This window comes from Idiomarina sp. ST20R2A10 (genome assembly GCF_051842345.1).
In the GTDB taxonomy this organism is placed as follows: Bacteria; Pseudomonadota; Gammaproteobacteria; order Enterobacterales; family Alteromonadaceae; genus Idiomarina; species Idiomarina loihiensis.
On record NZ_JBNIEY010000021.1, the window covers coordinates 1 to 2,179 of the forward strand.

Below are 2,179 nucleotides of genomic sequence, written 5' to 3' on the forward strand. Positions count from 1 at the left end.
GTAAGCGTCACATAAACCACGCCTAGTCACCACTTTGCAGATAGCCTAATTTATCGCCACGTTCTAACCAACGAGGTGATTTATGAGTCGAGAATACCGCTCTAAAGCGCAGTGGCAGGCGCTAATTGATGAATTTGAGCAAAGCGGGCTAAGCCGCAAGACGTTTTGTGAAGCTCAAGGTATTAATCCGGACTACTTTAGCCAGCGCCGCCGTCGATTACAGCAGGATGCCGACGGTGCAGGCTTTGCACGGGTAGCGGCTGAGTCGTCGCCGGCATCCGCAGCTGCCATGCAGGTTCGCGTCGGTGACGCGCAGTTAGTATTGCCAATGTCAGTATCTCCCCGCTGGGTGGCCGAGCTGGTCAAAGCCCTCAGCGCATGAAGATGTTTGTCGAGCCGCCGGCGATTTATCTGTATAAGCAGCCGGTCGACTTTCGCAAGAGCATTAATGGCCTCAGCGCTATTGTCGAAGCCGAGATGGACCGCTCGCCGTTCAGCGGTGCCGTGTTTGTGTTCTGCAACCGCCAGCGCGATAAAGTCCGGGCGCTTTACTGGGACAAAACCGGCTTTTGTCTTTGGTATAAGCGGCTGGAAAAGAACAAATTTAAATGGCCGAGAAAACTCTCCGGCGATGTGCTCAAGCTAAGCGAACAACAATGGCAGTGGCTGCTCGAGGGCCTGGATATCACTCTGATGAAAGGCCATCAGCCATTGCATTTTAGTGCCACAATCTGATCGAAAACGGTTTATAAGGATCCTGCATAAAAACCGTTTTACGATCGCTAATCGGTCTAAGTAAAGTCAATAAAATAGAGGCTTGCAGCGTTTTCATGGGGTATAATAGCCTCATGAAAACGAGCGACATTAAACAACTCCCGGATGATGTCGAGAGCCTGCAAAAAATGGTTCTCGAGTTGCAATCTGAACGCGAAAAACTCCAGACAGAAATGGCTCTGGAAGAGCAACGTTGGCAACAGAAAATCCGTTATATGATGGAGCAATGGCAACTGTCGTTGCAAAAACGCTTCGGTGCCAGCAGCGAAGGGCTGCCCGGTCAGGGCGAGTTGTTTAATGAGCTGGAAGACGCTCTTGAACCGACGGCTGACGAAGTCGCCGAAGACCAAAGCCAGACCATTACTTACACCCGTCAGAAACCTCGTCGCCCGCGCATTGATGAGTCACTGCCGCGCGAAGAGGTGCTGCACGATATCCCGGACGAAGACAAAGTCTGCGACTGCTGTGGTCATGATTTACACCGCATGGGCGAGGAAACCAGCGAAGAGCTGGAGTTTATTCCGGCAAGCATTAAAGTGCTGCGTCATGTACGTCCGAAATACAGCTGCCGGGCGTGCGAAAAGCACGGCACGGAAACCGCTGTCAAAATCGCACCGGTCCAGCCGAGCATCATGCCCAAAAGCATCGCAACGCCGAGCTTGCTTGCACAAATCATCAGCGCCAAGTTCCAGTTCGGGTTACCGCTGTATCGTCAGGAAGCGATGTTTAAACAATACGGCATTGAGCTGAGCCGTCAAACCATGAGTCGCTGGATGTTGACCGTCAGCGAGAAACTGCGGCCGCTTTATCAACGCATGCGTGACATCCTGCTAAAACAGCCGGCTTTATGGGCTGATGAGACGACCTTAAACGTGCTCGATGTGGATAAATCCAAATGCTACATGTGGGTTTACGGCTGTGGCACCGATAAGCCAAGGCCGGATAAATCACCGAATATCGTGCTGTATGATTATCAGGACGGGCGCGGTGGTGCACATCCCGCTGCGTTTTTAGCTGACTATTGCGGTCCACTGCAGGTGGACGGCTATCAGGGCTATGAGCAAACCGGAGCACAGCTAGCCGGCTGCTGGGCGCATGCCCGTCGTAAGTTTATTGAGGCCAAAACCGTACAGGGCAAAGGCAAAAGCGGTAAAGCCGACCAGGCGCTGAGCTTTATCCAGAAGCTGTACGGCATTGAGCAGAAAATCAAAGATGACGGCCCGGCGCAAAAGCAGGAAAAACGTGACGCCTTAGCACAGCCTGTGATGGACAAGCTAAAAACCTGGCTGGATAAGTCGGCGCTGCAGGTCAACCCGCAGTCACTGCTCGGCAAAGCCATCCATTACACGCTCAAACAATGGGATAAACTGCAGGTTTATCTGCATGACGGCCACGTTAATATCGA

The 2,179-nt window shown here is 52.4% G+C and carries 3 protein-coding genes; all 3 read left to right on the top strand.

The window, feature by feature from the left end:
- Nucleotides 1-82: 82 nt before the first annotated feature.
- Complete coding sequence (gene tnpA, locus ACP7H9_RS14115; protein WP_034823196.1) at nt 83-382, top strand: IS66 family insertion sequence element accessory protein TnpA; 300 nt, start codon at nt 83-85, stop codon at nt 380-382.
- Nucleotides 379-735, top strand: a complete 357-nt coding sequence (tnpB, locus tag ACP7H9_RS14120) for an IS66 family insertion sequence element accessory protein TnpB (protein WP_034823194.1) — start codon at nt 379-381, stop codon at nt 733-735. The genes tnpA and tnpB overlap by 4 nt, the downstream gene beginning before the upstream one ends.
- A 113-nt stretch (nt 736-848) precedes the next feature.
- Nucleotides 849-2,179: IS66 family transposase (tnpC, locus tag ACP7H9_RS14125; RefSeq protein ID WP_439222922.1), on the top strand; the 1,331-nt coding region annotated here is incomplete at its 3' end.

Bases quoted from the DNA above. Each gene is read 5' to 3' on its own strand.
- tnpB (WP_034823194.1), top strand. From the start codon at position 379: ATGAAGATGTTTGTCGAGCCGCCGGCGATTTATCTGTATAAGCAGCCG.
- tnpA (WP_034823196.1), top strand. From the start codon at position 83: ATGAGTCGAGAATACCGCTCTAAAGCGCAGTGGCAGGCGCTAATTGAT.